Source organism: Streptococcus mitis (assembly GCF_000722705.1).
Lineage (GTDB): Bacteria > Bacillota > Bacilli > Lactobacillales > Streptococcaceae > Streptococcus > Streptococcus mitis_P.
Genome location: NZ_JPFW01000004.1, coordinates 101,037 through 118,604, shown reverse-complemented (window position 1 = coordinate 118,604; position 17,568 = coordinate 101,037). Strand labels below are relative to the sequence as shown.

The following is a 17,568-nucleotide window of genomic DNA, read 5'->3' as shown; positions in this document are numbered from 1 at the left end:
CATAAGCAAGAGGCGAAGATATTTCCCCGCCTCTCTTTCTCATATTCTTACTATTAGTATAGCACGTTTGCCAACTTATGTAAAGCAAAAGCACTTATACAGCCTGATTTTAGGCTATTTCTTAAAATTCTGCCTCAACTCGGTAGATAACTTGACCCTTGTTTGAGAATTTTTGTTCATATTCTGTCATGACATTGCCTTCAAAATCACTGGCATGTAAGTCTAGCCAGACACCATTTAGTTTCATGCCATACTGAGAAAAGCTCACTAGGCTGTACTCAAACAAGCCACGGTTATCCGTCTTGAAATGAATTTCTCCATTTTCAGGCAAGATACGCTTGAAGGTATCTAGGAAACTCTTGTAGGTCAAACGACGCTTTTCATGGCGTTTTTTAGGCCATGGATCTGAAAAGTTCAGATACAAGCGATCAATCTCACCGTCTTCAAAGTAGTCCGTCAAATCAGAACCATCCACCCACAAGAGCTTGATGTTAGGCACTCCAACTTCAAGAACCTTGTCCAAAGCGTAACTCAAAACAGACTTTTGAATATCAATCCCGATATAGTTGATGTCAGGGTTTTGTTTGGCCATACCTGAAACAAAGGCACCCTTGCCACTACCAACTTCCACATGAATGGGGTTGTCATTGCCAAACAAGTCCCGCCATTTTCCCTTGGCTTCCAAGGGATTGAGGACCACATACTGGGGATTTGCCTCTAGTAATTCTGTCGCCCCTTTACGATTTCTAACTCTCATCTTCTCTTTCCATACTTGTCTCGGAAGTGACGCAAGCCATGAATCTCCCGATTAACATTTTCTAAATCTTGGTTCATATAATACTTGGAAATCTGGCTCAAATAAGACAATTGACCATACCAATACAATTTAGTTAATACCGTTTGATTGTACTTGTAACCGTAGTAGGTCAACCATTCCTTCCACTGATGTTCTGGAATATAATGGCAGAGCATATGGGCCACATCAAACATGCGGTCGGTCAAGCGAACCGAATCCCAATCTACCAAATAAATCAAGCCACTATCTGTCTCAATCCAATTACTATGTCGTACATCTCCATGGACAATGGTCGCATAGTCCTCTCTAAATCCTGGAATAGTCTGACGTAAATCAGCCATCACTTCACTGATAAAATGATTTTTACGCAAAGCATCTGGAGCCGTTTCTTGCCAAGACTGTAGTAAATCTACAGGTGTTTCCATGGCATATCCCAAACGACTCAACTGTGTCATCAACGGACGTGAGCGATGAAGACGGGTTAAGATATTGACGATTTGTTTACGATTCATATCATAGGGGGTCAATATCTTGCCTGTCAACCATTCTTGAGCACACATATCACGCCCATCTGCCAAACGGCGACTCCATAATAATTGTGGAGCAATTTGTTCTCTAGCTAGACCAGGTAGGATTGGAGAGGTGTTCATTTTTACAAAGATACGCTTCCCATCAGGATAGCTACCCATATAAGCTTTGCCACTTTTCCCAGGTATGGGAGTCAGTGTTAGCTCATTATCACCCAAATCCATTTCTTTCCTCCGTATAAAGTTTCCTTACTATTCTACTAGTTTTTGGCCTATTCGTCAACCGCTCCACACCCGATTCTCAAAGAAAAGCCTCTAGATTGGCTTGGGTATCATTATAGAAAGAAAAAGGCAAGCACCGTCTTCTGCTTACCTTTCATGATTTTTATAAATAATATAAGAGTGGCCAAGCATTGTAAAACATGTGAACTAGAGTAGAAACCCATAGGTTTTGGCTCTTTTTATAAGCAAAGCCCAGTAACAAGCCCCCAAGTAGATAAAAAATAAACGAGGGGACATTAGAAGGTCCATGCATGAAAGAAAAGAGAGAGGAAGTTAGCACAATCCCTAACCAAGAATTGTCAAAAACGGCACCTTGAAGAAGTCCTCTGAAAATGAGTTCCTCCTGGATGGGTCCAAAAACTGAGGAAGTCAAAATCAAAGACAGAGAAATTCCTCTGCTAACTTCCGACAAGTGTTGAACTCCTGCGCCAGAAGAAACAGCGAAGAAATGAATATAAACCAACGTCTCAAGTACACTTAGAAGAAAGATTACAATGAACAGCAAAAGTTCTTTCTTGCTTAACATCCCAAAAGAAATCATTTCAAACTTTCTAGCATAAGCAACACTTAGCGAGGTTACTAGAAAACTTACAATAATCAATGCAGATTCATTTTGAAAAAAATCCCCGTGGTTAATCGTATAAGGAACTGTAATGACGATTAGTAATACTAAAAATCCAAAACAAAAGGCATGAAATTTATCAAAGAACTCCATAAAATTATCCTCCTCAAGAAACAAACCTCCCTACACATCATCCTTCCGCTCTAACCTTTCCAAAACAAACCATTTGAGTAACCAAAATCCGGCCACATAGCCAGCTCCTAAGAAGATAGCCATAAAAGCTAGCATGGGATTTAGGGAATTAAAGACCACCGCAGATACAAAGGTTAGCACAAAAACATTAAAAGCAATGGTGTCAGAAGCCAAGACTAGAATATAAGGTGTCAACCAGTCTAAGGTTTTGGAATCTAGGAAAAATAAGTGTTTATACATGATGACCTCCTCCTGCCAGTCTTTAGACTAGTCCCAGATTAATAAGAAAACTCTTCCCTACTTTTTATAATACTTCAAGCCCCAAATGAGCAGAAGCATGATAAGCAAGCAGAGAATAGCGCCTATATAAGCAATAAGTTGTTGGTAGAATTCTCCTGCTGTGATACCTCTATACAAACAGATAATGGACATAAAACCTGTCAAACCGATATACATAAGTTGATTGGTTCTAGGACTAACCAAATCATCATCTTCAAACTCTCTTATCCTCATTTCTCTAGTGAGATAAACAGTAACCAAAATAGAAGCCAAGTTAATAACCACTAAAAGAAATTGTAGGACTAAGGAAAAATTTAAAAACTGACGAGATAGAAATAGATAAGTGGAGACAAGTAAGGGCAACTGACCTAGGAACAATCTCGCAAGGAAGATGTTCCGTTTTTTAGCAAGAAAAGTTTTCATTTCTTTTCTCCTTTCTTTTTCATGATAGCAAAATAAATCATCACTGCAATCACATAGGCTATGGTATAAAATAGCTGATACCAAGTACTCTCCCTAAACGGATAAAGAAAGATGGACATGATTAGATACAAGATGAAAATGACAAGTATATTTTTCTTCATAAGATTTCCTCCTGAATCTTTGTTGAGCTAGAACCTTTACACTGCTAGTATAGCACTCGTTTTATTCTTAGATCACTCAAATCGTAAATGGTCATCAAAACATCTTGAATTGTTAAAAAATTTAAAAAGCAAGCATGAAAAACATACTTGCCCTGGGGGAACTTGACAATGTGAAAATACAAAATAGAGAACTACTCACCCTCACTTCCGTATGTTCTCATATATTCTCATGATCGCAACAAGGATAGCAGCTGTCCCACTTGCCAAAGCGATAAGGGTAACGATAATGTTGAGGATTTCAGGCGTACTCCCTATTCTGTTGATAAGACGGAGTAGGGATATAACTGTCAACTGAATCAGGAGTATTGATTCTACTCTTACCAATGAAGTCAGTCGGTTTTCAACCGCATATAAAAAAGCTGGTAATAAAATACAGGCTATAGCAATCACAAACAGGTTGCTCCCTGTTTCTTCTCCCTTGTTCACCACGGAAATCATGAGAAGATTCGATGCTATAATCAACGTAGAACAGATGATAAAAAAGGATTTCTTATTCATTTAATATACCTCAGATACTATAGCAAAAGTCTGGCTCGATAAAGACAAACTTTATCTGTTAACTTCTGCCAATTTTTTCACAAATTTTCTAATGACCAACCGGCAACAAGTGAACCGTTAAAACCTGACGAAAGACTTGATTTTGACAGGTGGTATTGAGACTGGTATTGGGATGACTTTCCACAATTTTCATAACGGTATAGAGACCAACTCCTCTCTCCTCCCCTTTAGAACTGGCTCCAAAGGAGAAGATTTCAGAAATATCTATCTCCTCTTCTTTGATGGAATTTTCGATGATAAATGTCTCCTGTGCTCCATTTTTTAAAAAGGCAATTGAAACATGAGGTTGACTAGCCTCTGCACTGGCTTCAATAGCGTTGTCACAAAGGATAGACACAATGGTTAGAAAGTCAAGTAAGCTCATCCCCTCTACCTGAATCTCCTCTGGAACTTCGACATTAAAGACTATGTTCTTATCTCTGGCTTTTAGAAATTTCCCTGCTAGAAGACTTTTTAGGGCTTTATCACGAATATTTACCAATCGACCAAGGTCATATTTATTGTCCTGCAATTTTTCACTAGAATCCTTTAAGACCGAGTCGTAGACCTCTTTTATCTGCTCCATATCCTCCTCTTCAATGCCCAGACGTAAACTGGTCAAGAGGTTGGTGTAATCATGGCGAAAACTCCGTACTTCCTTGTAAAGTTCCTCTATATGCCGACTATAGCGTTCCATATCTCTATAGCGCAAGGCCTGCTCTTGGTCCAGTCTCTCATGGAGTTTGTCCTTCAAATAGGTATCTAATTTCTTGATAACCCCCATAAAAAAGAGGAGGTAAAACACTAGGATGAGATGGCGAACAGTCTTTGATTGGATATCGTATGCATATTCAAAGTAAGACAGACTTTCCATGACAAAAAAGTAAGCCCCCATTATCCAGTTAATCGTAGTCAGAGACTTTTGAAAAGCTTTATCTAGAATCTCCCTTCTCAAACTAGTAAAATCATAGTTCAACCATTTCAAAAAGACTAATACTATGGAGTAAACGAATATCATAATCAACAAAAAGAGAGGATTTCCATATCCATCTACAATCCCTTTCCCCAAAAACGGAAACACAAAATAGGAGACACTTCTGTAAAAAATATCCATCAATACAACTGGAAAAAGACCATAAAAGAAAAGGAGTTTTTTAGGAAGCCCTCTTAAAAATATGAGAGACAAGCTGATGCCGAACAAGGGTTCTATAAAGTATGACAGATAGTCAGTCAAGACTAAAAATTTAAAAGTTGTAACAATTGCTGCTAGAAGAAATTTTAGAAGAAAGGCCTTAAAAATTCTATCGAAAGTGAGACTAATTCCATCTACCTTAAAGAACATGATAATTTCTAGCCCAATAATAGCTAGTGAATACAATATCATCCAAAAAATATACATAAATTCTCCTCACCTAGTGCAAGTTATTGATAGCCTCAGACACTTCCCTGACCTTATAACGCGCTATCATACAGCTTCCACCATTGGGGAAGTAAAGAAGTTTTTCTTTCTTATCCAAACGAACCACATTGGCAGGATTAATGAGAAAAGAGCGATGGCACTGCAAGAGACGGGGTTCCTGCTTGAAAACCTCCTCTAAACTCGCTGTAAATTCCAGCCTGTCTGTCTTGGTATAGAGAATAACACGATGGGCTCTGGGCGATGTTTCGAGATAGTAGACCTCTTTAAAAGGATACTGGAATTGGGCAAATTTTGATTTAAAGTAAAAGCAATCTTCAGCTAGACTTTTACTGTCTTGACTATTGGCATAGAGGAGGGCTGTCTCGATACGAGATTCAAACTCCTCTGCCGACAAGGCCTTATCAATGTAGTCCAAAGCAGACACTTGGTAGCGAAAGGACAGGGGCATAAACTCCGAGTGAGTTGTCACAAAGACAATCAGGGCATAGGGGTCTCGATCCCGAATCTTTCTAGCCACTTCCAGCCCCTTCATCTCTTCATTTCGAATCTCAATATCCAAAAAGAATAGCTGATGGGCTCCCTTCTCATGCACCTCTGCCAGCAGTTGGTCTGATTTCCCAAAGACTTCAAAAGAACTGGGAATGATCTGATGTTCTTTCAAAAGTTTCTCAATCGTCGTTTCAATCCTAGCCTGTTGGGAAAAATCATCTTCTAAAACAAATATCCTCATCTTTTTACTCCCCTTCTTTCAACCATTTTTGACGAATTTCTCTATAGCGACGTCTGGCATACTTGACAGCGTATTGACCTTCTTCTCCAAGAAAAAGGATTCTTTCTTGAAAATCAATCGATTTTACTTTATCAAGATTAACCAAACAATTTCGATGACATCTCATCAAGGTTTCCCCATATTGGTTCTCAAGATTACTTAAATTTTGAACCATATTAAAACTAGCTTCTTCTGTAACAATCTGTACAGTATGGGCTTTAGTTGGATGTGTTTGGATATAGTAGACATCGTCGACGTTTACTTTATAGACTGTTTTCTGTGTCTGAATAATCATATGTTTCATTGGATTCTCCTCCTAAGAAAAGAATAACAGAAAAAATCTAACACAAGCACACCCAATCCTAAACAGGCCTTCAACGCTCCTGAAAGGTAGCTTGTTCCTCAAATAAGCATGATAATCTTACCACTATTTTATCATAAAATTCACTCAGCGCAATTCAAGACATTTCAATGACAATTAAAGATTTGAATAAAAAAAAAGAGTTAAAAGTGATAAACTATGATTATAGAAAGATTATGTTTGCAATAACTTTAAAAATCATCAAAAAAGGAGGGCTGCATATGATTTATTCACATCCACCATGATTAACACCCTATAAATATACTCTATTGCAATTGACGTAAATATAACAAGGAGAAAATTATGGCCAAGTCAAATAAAACAAAACAATTAACATCAATCGAACTTTCTCATATAAATGGCGGTAGTATTCCATATGGATGGTATTCTCCGTTTCATATAATTAGCGATAATGTACTATGTAGAAATGGATATTCATATAATAAAGCTAATCTTGATAATGGTAAATGTATCATTGATTGGGGCAACATAGTTGGCAATGTTGCTAATAATATAGGTGCCTCACTAGGAGATTTACACAATCCCTTACCTTAAAATATAAATTATATAGGAGGTCACGTAAATGACAGACCCAATCAAAACAGCTCAAACTTTGATTACTGACTTAAACAAAGCCTATCAAGCATGCAAACAGGCAACAGCTGACGACGTCCGCTTTCAGGAGCAATTAAACTCTATTCTTGGTTTTCTAGCCAAGGCTGAGACTGTGGATAATCGCGTCTTGATTGAACTGGAAAAATTCTACCAGACTTCCAGTCTTCTCATGGGACTCAGCGCCCTCAATCCAGATGCTCCTACACGCGCCGCTTGGCGGGCCTATGACCGCTTCCACTTTGACCAAGTCAAGACCAAGTTGAGTCTCTACGGACCAACCATTATCTTGTAGAAAATAAAAGAAGTTGAGACAAACTGAACTCAACTTCTTTTTTAGTGTCATATAGGCAAGATTAGTCCTGCATCTGACGTTTGACCTGATAAGGTAAGTACAAGACTAGTAAAACCAAACCAGCTCCCAGCAAGGCTAGAAGGGCTAGTTTTTCTTGGAAAGTCACAAGGCCGACAACTAATTCCACAAGTAAAACAAAACTGGTCAATCCTCTAACTACTGACTGCAAGCCTTTTTCCTTTTGCCCCTTGTCCAGTGGAAAGAGTTGGGTCAAATACTGGTAGTCAAAGGCGTGATAGAGGGCCAGCAGCTGGAAGAGCAAGAGATAGTCAAAGAGAACTACCACTGCTGTCGCAATCCAAGCTTGCTCGATAAAGACCTGCGCCAGCAAGGAAAGTAGGAGCAGACGGAGACTGAGCGCAAAGAGGTCTCCATTTCGCAGATAAGAACGCAGATAGAGATTTTGCCAAATCTTTCCAGGCACCTTCTGAACAACCTTTAGGATAAAGTCCAGATAGGCACGACGCTTGACACTGTTTGAAATTCCCTTTACCTGGGTAAAGAGGGCAAAGAAACGAAGCAAGACTTGCTTACGCTTGCTTTCTTGAGAAATGACATAGTCCCAGTCCAGTCTATTTTCAATGAAAAATTTACTAGTCTTTTGACGAAAGAGGAAATATTTTCCTACTCCCAATAAAAGCACATAGACCAGAAAAACAGGTAAGCCATAACCCATGGCTAAAAATAAGGGCGCAAACAATAGCAAGAAAAGGGTCTGGACAAAGAGCCAAAAGACTAGGGAAATGCCAGTTTGACGCTTGAGATGGAGTTTGATTTCCTCTTCTCCGACTAAGAGAAAGAGCTTGTCTGGAGCCTCCATATAGGTGGCAATTCCTCCCCAAAGCAACAGTAAAACAGACGTAATTCCTACAAATAAAAGGATAGGCCAATGATTTTCAGGAAAATGTTGTAAGAGTTGACTGTACTGGTAGGCTAGAAAGCCCAGCAGGACAAGCAGGAACAATACAAAGTGGTCATTGAGAACATAGCGCAGATAACCGACACACTCCTTACGAAAAGCCTGCTTTCTCTTTAAAAACAAGTCTTTCATAGGTCCTCCTCTTTGGTCAGAGCCAAGTAAATATCATTCAGACTAGCCTCAGGCATATCAAAGGCTTCGCGCAGTTGAGTTAGATTCCCCTTGGCACGCACCTCTCCCTTGTGGAGAATAACAAAGGCATCACACATCTTCTCCGCCGAATCCAGCACGTGGGTACTCATGAGAATAGACTTGCCCTTTTGCTTTTCCACTTCCAAAAGCTGAATCAAGTCAGAAATAGCCAGCGGATCCAGACCAAGGAAAGGCTCATCCACGATGAAAAGACTCGGGTCTACCACAAAAGCACAGATAATCATGACCTTCTGCTTCATCCCTTTGGAAAAATGCACAGGGAACCAGTCCAATTTCTGATCCAGACGGAACATTTTTAACAAATGTTCTACTCGCTCAAAAGCCACTTTCTGCTCGATACCATAAGCCATAGCAACCGTTTCGATATGCTCTCTGAGGGTCAATTCCTCATACAAACTGGGTGTCTCAGGAATGTAGCCAATTTGCTTGCGGTAGTTAGTCGCGTCTTCTTGCAAGGTCAAACCGTTGATATTGATAGAACCGCTATAAGGTGTCAACAGACCGATAATTTCATTGATGGTCGTCGATTTCCCAGCACCATTGAGACCGATCAAACCGACCAACTGCCCACTTTCAACTGTAAAGGACACATCTTTCAAGACAGGGACATGAACATAGCCACCTGTCAGGTTTTTAATTTCTAACATATTTTCTCCAAATCTGGTATAATGTAGCTATATTATATCAAAATTCAATACAGTAGAGGTAGATTTTATGTCAGATTGCATTTTTTGTAAAATCATCGCAGGGGAAATTCCTGCTTCAAAAGTATATGAAGATGAGCAGGTTCTTGCCTTTCTTGATATCTCTCAAGTAACACCAGGACACACCTTGGTCGTACCAAAAGAGCACTATCGCAATCTTTTGGAAATGGACGCTACTAGCGCCAGCCAACTCCTTGCCCAAGTGCCAAAAGTGGCTCAAAAAGTTATGAAAGCTACCAAGGCTGCTGGCATGAATATCATTGCCAACTGTGAAGAAATCGCTGGTCAAACAGTCTTTCATACCCACGTGCACCTCGTTCCTCGCTACAGTGCGGACGATGACCTCAAGATTGATTTTATCGCCCACGAACCAGACTTTGACAAACTCGCTCAAGTCGCTAAAACTATCAAAAACGCCTAAGGAGTTGCCATGAAATTATCTAATCTACTGCTATTTGCAGGAGCTGCAGCAGGAAGTTATTTGGTCACAAAAAATCGCCAAGTCATCACAGATGAAGTCTTGAACACTACTGACCGTGTTCAAGCTATCAAGGACGATGTGGATATTATCCAAAACAGCCTGCAAATCATCGACCAGCAAAAAGAACTCATTAAGGAATACCAAGAAGACCTGACTTACAAGTTTAAGGTCTTGGAAAAGGATATCCAGACTAGACTAGCTGTGATCAAAGAAACACAGGAAATTGAAGATAAGTAAAAAGAGCCCGACGGCTCTTTTTGCTTTATTCTCCTTCAAATGCATCTTTAATATGGTCAAAGAAGCCCTTTTTCTTTGGATTGACTTTTAAATCACCAGCAGCTGCGAATTCTTTCAAAGCTGCTTTTTGGCGGTCGTTCAAGCCTGTCGGAGTCACGACATTGACAGTAACGTATTGGTCACCAACTGCACCACCACGAAGACTTGGCGCTCCCTTGCCACGTAGACGGAATTTCTTACCAGTCTGAGTTCCCTCTGGAATAACCAATTCAACATCACCGTGAACAGTTGGGATATCTACTGTGTCACCAAGAGCTGCTTGGACAAAGTTGAGGTTGAGACTGTAGAAGATAGTCGTTCCTTCACGTTCAAACTTATCGCTGGCTTCCACAGAAACTACTACATACAAGTCACCGTATGGTCCACCGTTAAAGCCTGCTTCACCCTGACCAGCTAGGCGAATTTGTTGACCAGTTTCCACACCAGCAGGGATTTTGACATGTACGCTATGAGCTTGTTTTTCATGACCTGTTCCGTGACAAGTTGTACATGGATCTTTGATTTCTTTTCCGCGACCATGACAGACATCACAGGTTACTTGGCGACGCATCATACCAAGCGGAGTCTGCGTATCGACGTTAATAACACCAGCGCCATGACAGCGTCCACAAGTGACTGGACTTGTTCCTGGCTTAGCACCTGAGCCATTACATGTACGACAGCTTGCTTCACGGTTGTACTTGACTTCTTTTTCAGCTCCGAAAATAGCTTCTTCAAAGGTCAAATTCACACGGTATTGGAGGTCATCCCCTTGACGAGGAGCGTTTGGATTGCGCGAAGCACCGCCTCCGCCGAAGAAACTTGAGAAGATGTCCTCAAAACCACCGAAGCCACCTGCCCCATTGAAACCGCCGAAACCACCAGCACCACCAAAGCCACCGTTGGCTCCTGCAGCACCATATTGGTCATAGGCTGCACGTTTTTGGTCGTCACTCAAAGTCTCATAGGCTTCTTGAACTTCCTTGTACTTGTCCTCAGCACCAGGCTCCTTGTTGATATCTGGGTGATATTTTTTCGAAAGCTTACGATAAGCCTTTTTGATCTCGTCTGCCGAAGCGTTTTTTGACACCCCCAGACGATCATAAAATTCAGTATTGTTCATAATTCAAGATACAAAGGGCGTCAAACGGACACAGCCAAAATAGGAGTTTTGACGACGGACGCTTGCGTCCTAGAAAAAACTATCTTTTTGGCACAGTCCGTAGCCCGTGTTCAATTCCCTGAACACCTTTGTTCCTTTCTATTGATATTTTGAATCAAACCTCGATTTAGGTCGGGTTCAATTCCTTTCTTTTATATTGAGTAAGAAATTTGGGAACCCGTGTTCAGTTACGAACACCGTTGTTCCTTTCTATAATTTTCATGTAAATCTTTAGAGGCTGTTTTCTATACTCTGCTTCACTTGATTAAACTCTTCATCTGATAGAGTAAATATCAAATCCTCTTCAGCATACTCGTTCTGTTCTTTAAAATAGTTGTCCGTATTCTCTGCCAACCCTAAACCAAAAATCACTTTTCTTGCAAACTCTTGATGTGCAAAACCGATAGCCGTAATGATTTGTTTATCTTGGACAAGAACTTTCGGTTGAAAATTCTTACGTGGAAGAAATTCAAAATAATCAAAGAAGTTTTGCCAAATTCCACCTGTAAATTTCGTGTCGTTCAACAAGCCTGCCTTCGCCAATAAAAGGGGCGCTGAAGAAATGGCTGCAATTAAGACATCTTGCTCATTAAGACTTCTCAAAAACGAGATCAATTTCTCATCTTGTAGAGTAGGACCTATATTTACCATTCCTGGCAAAATCACACAAGAATAATCTTCTATACGGATCTGATCCAATGTTTTCGTCGGTTGACAGGGCAAACCATCCTCAGAGACCACCATCGAATTCTCAGAAGCGACATAATCAATCGTGATATCAAAAGACAGAGCTAAAGTACTTGTTAAAGTGGTTATCTCATAGAGAGAAAAATTAGGATAAATGACACAAAGTACTTTTTTCATACGCAACATCCTCTATTTTATCGAAAAACAGAGGCTGGGTTGCAACCTCTGGATTTCTTCCTATCATTACGACGTTCGAGTTTTAAAAATCAAACTAGTAATGCTAAATCGAGCACTCCCTAACCTCTTGGTGAAAAAGACAAATCTTCCTAGAAACTAAAGTTTCTGTGTCAGATTTCCTATTTTCACTGTGAGGTTTTAACGGGCTTTGCATCTTATTTTTCAGTAAACTCTCCGTCTACGACGTCATCGCCTGCGTTTCCTGTTGCTTGTGCGCCTTCTGCTCCTGCTTGAGCTTGTTGCGCTGCTGCGGCTTGTTCGTAGAGTTTAACAGCAAGGCCTTGAGCTTTTTCGTTCAATGCTTCAAGTTTTGCTTTCATTTCGTCCAAGTTGTTGTCTTCTTGAGCTTTCTTAAGATCATCAAGGGCAGCTTGGGCAGCGTCACGTTCTGCGTCGAAACCTTTTCCTTCAGTTTCCTTGATTGTCTTTTCAGTCGCAAAGATTGCTTGGTCTACTTCATTACGAAGGTCTACTTCTTCTTTACGTTTCTTATCTGCTTCAGCGTTTGCTTCTGCATCTTTCATCATGCGGTCGATTTCTTCGTCAGTCAAACCTGAGTTTGATTGGATCACAATAGTTTGTTCTTTTTGAGTTCCAAGGTCTTTAGCTTTAACAGACACGATACCGTTCTTGTCGATGTCAAATGTTACTTCGATTTGAGGAATTCCACGAGGTGCAGCTGGGATATCTGTCAATTGGAAACGTCCAAGAGTCTTGTTATCTGCTGCCATTGGGCGTTCACCTTGAAGAACGTGGATATCAACGGCTGGTTGGTTGTCTGCTGCTGTTGAGAAGACTTGTGATTTAGATGTTGGAATAGTTGTGTTACGGTCGATGAGTTTTGTAAATACTCCACCCATTGTTTCGATACCAAGTGACAATGGTGTTACGTCAAGAAGGACAACGTCTTTGACATCACCAGTAATGACACCACCTTGGATGGCAGCACCCATAGCAACAACTTCGTCAGGGTTTACTGATTTGTTTGGTTCTTTACCAGTTTCAGCTTTAACAGCTTCTACAACGGCTGGGATACGAGTTGAACCACCAACAAGGATAACTTCGTCGATTTCTGACAAGCTCAAACCTGCATCTGAAAGGGCTTGACGAACTGGAACTTTTGTACGTTCTACAAGGTCACGAGTCAAATCGTCAAATTTCGCACGAGTCAAAGTCATTTCCAAGTGAAGAGGTCCAGCTTCACCAGCAGTGATAAATGGCAAGCTGATTTGTGTTGAAGTTACACCAGAAAGGTCTTTCTTCGCTTTTTCAGCTGCATCTTTCAAACGTTGCATTGCCATCTTGTCAGTAGACAAGTCAATACCGTTTTCTTTCTTGAATTCTGCTACCAAGTGGTCAATGATTTTTTGGTCAAAGTCGTCACCACCAAGTTTGTTGTCCCCTGCAGTTGACAATACGTCGAAGACACCGTCACCCAATTCAAGGATAGATACGTCGAATGTACCACCACCAAGGTCAAATACCAAGATTTTTTCTTCTTTGTCAGTCTTGTCCAAACCATAAGCAAGAGCTGCTGCAGTTGGTTCGTTGACGATACGTTCTACTTCAAGACCAGCGATTTTACCAGCGTCTTTTGTTGCTTGACGTTGAGCATCGTTGAAGTAAGCAGGAACTGTGATAACTGCTTTGGTTACTTTTTCACCAAGGTAGTCTTCAGCATAACCTTTCAAGTATTGAAGAATCATAGCTGAAATTTCTTGTGGAGTGTATTCTTTTCCGTTAGCAGAAACTTTTTCAGAAGTTCCCATTTTAGATTTGATAGAGATAACTGTATCTGGGTTTGTGACTGCTTGACGTTTTGCAGCGTCACCAACGATGATTTCTCCGTTTTTGAATGAGACTACAGATGGAGTTGTACGGTTTCCTTCTGGGTTTGCGATGATTTTGCTTTCAGTTCCTTCAAGAACTGCAACTGCTGAGTTTGTTGTACCTAAGTCAATACCGATAATTTTAGACATGTGTTTTTCTCCTTAAATTTATCTTCTTTTTTCTTTTTGATACTCTTCTTAAGTGGCGACGCCGTCAGAGCTTGACTTCGTCAATCTCTTTGACTAAACTTTGAGCCTAAGGTCTCAAAGTTTGCGCAGATAGCGCCACGGCGAAGAGTATCGTCTTTGGTTCGCTTCGCTCACTATTGCAAAGCCAAACATATTTTATCTTTCTTCATAGTTTAGTGTCGTTTCGGACAAGTTTTCTATTATGTAAATTGCGACACGAGGAGTCGAAATCGATTTTATTTCGACGACGAGTTAGTAAGGAGGCTAGGCAAACGCCATAGCGATTGCCGTTTTCTGACGAGTTGCTTTAGCTACCGTCATTTAGCTACCGTCAGAATTGCCTAGTTGTACACCACCACCATTGCTGGGCGTAGGATACGATCATGGAGTTTGTAGCCTTTTTGGAAAACTTGGGCGATGGTATCTGCTGGGTGTTCATCGTCTGCTGGGAGAGTTTGGATGGCCATATGGTAGTTATGGTCAAATTCACCGTCAGCTGCGATTTCTTCGATTCCTTCTTCTTTCAAAGCGTGAATCAAGCTTTCTTGCACCATTTCCAAGCCCTTCTTCACATCATCTGTCAAACCTTCAACTGCGAGTGCACGCTCTAGGTTATCCAAAGAAGGGAGAATCGCTTTTGCCAAGTCCTGGCTACGATAACGTTGCAAGTTTTGACGCTCTTCATTGGCACGGCGTTGGATATTCTGCATTTCTGCATGAGCACGAAGGTATTTATTTTCGAACTCATCCGCACGTTCATTTGCCAAGTCCAACTCAGACTTCTCAGGAGTCGTTTCTTCTACCGTTTCCACAACTTCCTCTTCTTGGACTTCTTCTACTTCTTCATTTTTTATATCTTGGGCCATTTTCGCCTCCTTTAATGATTTCAATCTTAATGTACTTCATAATGATTACTGCTGAGGTAGCGGTAAAAATCTGTCAACTTCATGGTCAAAACACGGTTGACCACATTGACTTGGTTGATTAGCTGTTGGTAATCCAGATTGACTGGACCGATAATAGCTAGAATTCCAACTCCCCGATAAGGAATGAGGAACTTGCTACTAATCACCGCTAGGTCAGCTAGGCAGGATTCTTGACTGTCTGCAACACGGACATTTTGCATCTGATCTTCACGCAATCCCTCACGAATCTCCAGAGCCACCTTTTGCGGCTGGTCAAAGAACTGATAGGCTGCCAGATTAGCAAAATTCAAGAGATTGACCTTGCCTGCCACCACGATATTTTCGTTGAACATTTCCTTAAAAATGTGTTCAAAGAGATCAATCACATTATCCGTTGTTGTAAAGTAGCGCTGGATAATCTGCGGAATCTCCGTCCGAATCTTGTAGTGAATATCTAGAACGGTGTGGCCGAGGAAACGTTCCTGAATGATGCTCTTCAGTTTCAGCAAATCCTCCTGTAAGAAGTTCCTTGGAATCAGAAACTGACTGGTAACCGTTCGAGACTCGTCTAGGGTAAATACTGCCAAGGCTGTATGTTGCCCCAAAACAACGATATCAAAGGCTGTCAAACGTTGCCTGCTGGGCTCAACGTCCAGCGCCACTACCGTACATCCACTCAAGTCTGTTAGTAGATTAGCTGCCTCTTGCAAAATATCCTCTAGCTTGAAGAATTCCTGGTCAAAGGCTTTGACAATCTCGTATACCTCATTTTCAGCCAGTCGGTCAAAATCCAGCGAGTGTTTCACATAGTACTGAAAACCAGCAACACTTGGCATCCGACCACTTGAAGTATGAGCCTTTTCAAGCAAACCTTGCTTTTCTAAAGCCGCCATGTCATTACGAATGGTTGCACTGCTAGAGTTAATAGACTCTTGCAAGGCTTTGGATCCGACAGGTTCGTGCGTTTTGGTAAAGATGTCAATAATGAGATTTAGAATATCCTGCTGACGCTCTGTAACCATCTCATCACTCCTCTCTGTCTGATCGATTAGCACTCGATACACTCAAGTGCTAACTTATGATTCTATTATACACCCTTAGAAGAGAATGTCAAGATAAAAACTCAAAAAATTAGCACTCTTTTATCAAGAGTGCTAAAAATCAGTCTAAAGACCTAGAAACTTACTGTTCATCTACTTGATATTTCCTTTTAAGTCTAAAAAAACCATAGATTAGATAGGAAATCAAGAGAGCATATAAAAGAAAAATAACGAAGAAAGACATAGAAAGTTCTTCTTTAAATAAACTTATACAAACAACCAAACCACCTAAGAAAGTAGCTGCACATGAACGAAGTCTATACCGCATGACTTCCCATCTGAGCCCCTTACTCATATAGACTTGATCCTCTGGAAGTAAATTAGAAGACGATTTACGAAGAATCGAACAAGAACCTGCTTCTATCAATTCCCAACCTCTATTTCTAAAATCTTGCAGTTCATGCTTATATTTTTTAAGAAGTCTAGAATCATAGATACGATAAATGATATCGTCTGGTTGACATTGGTCAAAATAGAAAAAACCAAAACGACTCGTTCTATACCTCCAACCTTTCAAGTGCATCTCATGCAAATACTCTTCTTCCTTGTCCAAATCAAGAATAGTGAAAATCCGAAATTCTACTCTGCTATTCATTGCCTTACTCCAAAATTAGAAAACATGCCTGGCGTTATTTATCAGATAATTCTTTCCACTTTTGAAACAATCTCCAAAAAATATAAGAAATCTGAATCGCATGAACTATCAATAAAACACTATCTATTATAACAATCAAAAACATTTCCCAACTGAAAGAACTACCTCCAGTGACAAACTTTGAGAAAACCGGTAGTAGAGCTAAAAAGAGAAGCAAAATAGGAAACATCCGCCTCGTTAAAATCCGTTTGACCATAGCTAACTTCCCAGCTGCGTCATTATAAATTTCAAACTCGGCATCCGACTCAATTCCAGAATGAAGCTTTCTAAAGTAGGAAAACCCATTAAAGTCTGTAATATGTTCCCAGCCACAGTCTTTAAACAATTGTAAATAGGAGGCTCTCTCTGATTTTTTCATGGGATAAAAGTCCAACTGATAAGACACCTGCTCCGGTTGGCACTTTTCAAAAGTATACTTAACCGCAACTACTAAGTTAGAGTAGGTTACTTCCTTAAGTTTCCAGCCCTCAGCATGCATTTCTCTAAGATATAAAGCTTCTCTATCATAATCCGCAATGGTAGCAATTCTATAAACAACCTTCTTTTCCATCATCCTTCCTCCCGACTGTTTCTATAGAGCCGTTCAATACGCTTCAATTCAATATCTAAGACTTTTCGTCCCAAGTCTGTGATCTGATAGATTTTCCGTTTTTCTTCTTCTCGGACAAAGGAAATCAAACCATCCTTTTCCATCTTTGACAAGGTTCCATACATAGTTCCAGGACTAATCGAAACTTGCGAATCTGTCATCTCCTTGACCTTTTGCGTAATACTATACCCATGACGCTCCTTTTGCAGACAGAACAAGATATAAAAACCCGTTTCTGTCATCGGAAGATAAACTCGACGAATCTTATCTGTTAATTCCATTTATA

Annotated in this window: 24 protein-coding genes; 4 read left to right on the top strand and 20 right to left on the bottom strand. The window is 40.4% G+C overall.

Going from position 1 to position 17,568, the window contains the following annotated elements:
- Positions 1–121: 121 nt before the first annotated feature.
- From trmB to SK642_RS01710, 10 genes are all read right to left on the bottom strand, one after another.
- Positions 122–757, bottom strand: a complete 636-nt coding sequence (gene trmB, locus SK642_RS01755; RefSeq protein ID WP_033683108.1) for a tRNA (guanosine(46)-N7)-methyltransferase TrmB — start codon at positions 755–757, stop codon at positions 122–124.
- The gene (gene ccrZ, locus SK642_RS01750) at positions 754–1,548 is read right to left on the bottom strand and encodes a cell cycle regulator CcrZ (RefSeq protein WP_033683107.1); all 795 of its coding nucleotides are present in this window, start codon (positions 1,546–1,548) and stop codon (positions 754–756) included. The genes trmB and ccrZ overlap by 4 nt, the downstream gene beginning before the upstream one ends.
- A 160-nt stretch (positions 1,549–1,708) precedes the next feature.
- On the bottom strand, positions 1,709–2,320 hold the full coding sequence (locus tag SK642_RS01745; RefSeq protein WP_033683106.1) for a CPBP family intramembrane glutamic endopeptidase: 612 nt from the start codon (positions 2,318–2,320) through the stop codon (positions 1,709–1,711).
- Between the two features lie 30 nt (positions 2,321–2,350).
- The gene (gene blpZ / locus SK642_RS01740) at positions 2,351–2,599 is read right to left on the bottom strand and encodes an immunity protein BlpZ (RefSeq protein ID WP_033683105.1); all 249 of its coding nucleotides are present in this window, start codon (positions 2,597–2,599) and stop codon (positions 2,351–2,353) included.
- Positions 2,600–2,656: 57 nt separating this feature from the next.
- Entirely contained in the window at positions 2,657–3,061 is a 405-nt protein-coding gene (locus SK642_RS01735; protein ID WP_033683104.1) for a hypothetical protein, read from the bottom strand.
- Positions 3,058–3,222, bottom strand: coding sequence for a hypothetical protein (locus tag SK642_RS10700; RefSeq protein WP_033683103.1), 165 nt, complete (start codon positions 3,220–3,222; stop codon positions 3,058–3,060). The genes SK642_RS01735 and SK642_RS10700 overlap by 4 nt, the downstream gene beginning before the upstream one ends.
- A gap of 201 nt (positions 3,223–3,423) precedes the next feature.
- Entirely contained in the window at positions 3,424–3,780 is a 357-nt protein-coding gene (locus SK642_RS01725) for a hypothetical protein (protein ID WP_033683102.1), read from the bottom strand.
- 88 nt (positions 3,781–3,868) lie between these two features.
- Positions 3,869–5,218 carry a sensor histidine kinase gene (locus SK642_RS01720; protein ID WP_033683101.1) on the bottom strand — a complete coding sequence of 450 codons (1,350 nt, stop codon included), beginning with the start codon at positions 5,216–5,218 and terminating at the stop codon, positions 3,869–3,871.
- A gap of 13 nt (positions 5,219–5,231) precedes the next feature.
- Complete coding sequence (locus SK642_RS01715; RefSeq protein WP_033683100.1) at positions 5,232–5,969, bottom strand: response regulator transcription factor; 738 nt, start codon at positions 5,967–5,969, stop codon at positions 5,232–5,234.
- A 4-nt stretch (positions 5,970–5,973) separates the two neighbouring features.
- A complete protein-coding gene (locus SK642_RS01710) occupies positions 5,974–6,312 on the bottom strand; it encodes a LytTR family DNA-binding domain-containing protein (RefSeq protein WP_000682137.1) in 339 nt (112 codons plus the stop codon).
- 360 nt (positions 6,313–6,672) lie between these two features.
- On the opposite strand from SK642_RS01710, the gene SK642_RS01705 reads away from it, so the two are divergent.
- Together SK642_RS01705 and SK642_RS01700 are read left to right on the top strand one after the other, a co-directional pair.
- Complete coding sequence (locus SK642_RS01705; RefSeq protein WP_001130044.1) at positions 6,673–6,924, top strand: hypothetical protein; 252 nt, start codon at positions 6,673–6,675, stop codon at positions 6,922–6,924.
- Positions 6,925–6,952: 28 nt separating this feature from the next.
- The gene (locus SK642_RS01700) at positions 6,953–7,276 is read left to right on the top strand and encodes a hypothetical protein (RefSeq protein WP_000131863.1); all 324 of its coding nucleotides are present in this window, start codon (positions 6,953–6,955) and stop codon (positions 7,274–7,276) included.
- 61 nt (positions 7,277–7,337) lie between these two features.
- On the opposite strand, the gene SK642_RS01695 is transcribed toward SK642_RS01700, so the two are convergent.
- Both SK642_RS01695 and SK642_RS01690 read right to left on the bottom strand, forming a co-directional pair.
- Positions 7,338–8,387, bottom strand: a complete 1,050-nt coding sequence (locus tag SK642_RS01695; RefSeq protein WP_033683099.1) for an ABC transporter permease — start codon at positions 8,385–8,387, stop codon at positions 7,338–7,340.
- On the bottom strand, positions 8,384–9,115 hold the full coding sequence (locus SK642_RS01690) for an ABC transporter ATP-binding protein (protein WP_033683098.1): 732 nt from the start codon (positions 9,113–9,115) through the stop codon (positions 8,384–8,386). The genes SK642_RS01695 and SK642_RS01690 overlap by 4 nt, the downstream gene beginning before the upstream one ends.
- A gap of 67 nt (positions 9,116–9,182) precedes the next feature.
- Here SK642_RS01690 and SK642_RS01685 point away from each other — a divergent pair, with 67 nt between their 5' ends.
- Positions 9,183–9,593, top strand: a complete 411-nt coding sequence (locus SK642_RS01685) for an HIT family protein (protein ID WP_033683097.1) — start codon at positions 9,183–9,185, stop codon at positions 9,591–9,593.
- Between the two features lie 9 nt (positions 9,594–9,602).
- A complete protein-coding gene (locus tag SK642_RS01680) occupies positions 9,603–9,890 on the top strand; it encodes a hypothetical protein (protein WP_033683096.1) in 288 nt (95 codons plus the stop codon).
- 25 nt (positions 9,891–9,915) lie between these two features.
- Here the strand turns inward: SK642_RS01680 and dnaJ are convergent, their stop codons facing one another.
- The 8 genes from dnaJ to SK642_RS01640 all read right to left on the bottom strand — a co-directional run bounded on the left by dnaJ (position 9,916) and on the right by SK642_RS01640 (position 17,563).
- The gene (dnaJ, locus tag SK642_RS01675) at positions 9,916–11,052 is read right to left on the bottom strand and encodes a molecular chaperone DnaJ (RefSeq protein ID WP_033683095.1); all 1,137 of its coding nucleotides are present in this window, start codon (positions 11,050–11,052) and stop codon (positions 9,916–9,918) included.
- A 270-nt stretch (positions 11,053–11,322) separates the two neighbouring features.
- Complete coding sequence (locus tag SK642_RS01670) at positions 11,323–11,955, bottom strand: DJ-1/PfpI family protein (RefSeq protein WP_033683094.1); 633 nt, start codon at positions 11,953–11,955, stop codon at positions 11,323–11,325.
- A gap of 215 nt (positions 11,956–12,170) precedes the next feature.
- The gene (dnaK, locus tag SK642_RS01665) at positions 12,171–13,994 is read right to left on the bottom strand and encodes a molecular chaperone DnaK (RefSeq protein ID WP_000034667.1); all 1,824 of its coding nucleotides are present in this window, start codon (positions 13,992–13,994) and stop codon (positions 12,171–12,173) included.
- A gap of 380 nt (positions 13,995–14,374) precedes the next feature.
- A complete protein-coding gene (gene grpE, locus SK642_RS01660) occupies positions 14,375–14,899 on the bottom strand; it encodes a nucleotide exchange factor GrpE (protein WP_000046038.1) in 525 nt (174 codons plus the stop codon).
- A 26-nt stretch (positions 14,900–14,925) separates the two neighbouring features.
- Positions 14,926–15,960 carry a heat-inducible transcriptional repressor HrcA gene (gene hrcA / locus SK642_RS01655; protein WP_000255759.1) on the bottom strand — a complete coding sequence of 345 codons (1,035 nt, stop codon included), beginning with the start codon at positions 15,958–15,960 and terminating at the stop codon, positions 14,926–14,928.
- A gap of 160 nt (positions 15,961–16,120) precedes the next feature.
- Positions 16,121–16,633, bottom strand: a complete 513-nt coding sequence (locus SK642_RS01650; RefSeq protein ID WP_033683093.1) for a DUF2812 domain-containing protein — start codon at positions 16,631–16,633, stop codon at positions 16,121–16,123.
- A gap of 34 nt (positions 16,634–16,667) precedes the next feature.
- Positions 16,668–17,243, bottom strand: a complete 576-nt coding sequence (locus SK642_RS01645; RefSeq protein WP_033683092.1) for a DUF2812 domain-containing protein — start codon at positions 17,241–17,243, stop codon at positions 16,668–16,670.
- Positions 17,243–17,563, bottom strand: a complete 321-nt coding sequence (locus tag SK642_RS01640) for a PadR family transcriptional regulator (protein ID WP_033683091.1) — start codon at positions 17,561–17,563, stop codon at positions 17,243–17,245. Before SK642_RS01640 ends, SK642_RS01645 begins: the two co-directional genes overlap by 1 nt.
- Positions 17,564–17,568: the final 5 nt, after the last annotated feature.